Here is a 221-nt window from a genome sequence, read left to right as displayed (position 1 = left end):
ATATCGAACAGACTTCCCCAGGTCAGACTCTTACGTGCCATCGCGATACAGAATGCACCACCGGCACCAATACCCGCTGCTTCCGTCGGAGTGAAGATACCCAGGTAGATACCCCCCATCACAACCGTGAATAGAATAAGTACGCCCCAGACACCATTGAGTGCTTTGAAACGCTCACTCCAACCCAGCTTTTCACCACAAGGGCCCGCGGAGGGATCACG

General features: G+C 54.3%; 1 protein-coding gene. It reads right to left on the bottom strand.

The window, feature by feature from the left end; all coding sequences use genetic code 11:
* Nucleotides 1–221, bottom strand: a 221-nt coding sequence (locus Q0882_RS16720; RefSeq protein WP_299184109.1) for a TRAP transporter large permease subunit, incomplete at both ends; no start/stop codon positions are given.

This window comes from uncultured Neptuniibacter sp., from assembly GCF_947498015.1.
Classification (GTDB): domain Bacteria; phylum Pseudomonadota; class Gammaproteobacteria; order Pseudomonadales; family Balneatricaceae; genus Neptuniibacter.
The sequence above is the reverse complement of the archived record's forward strand: the minus strand, read 5'-3'. Positions and strand labels throughout refer to the sequence as shown.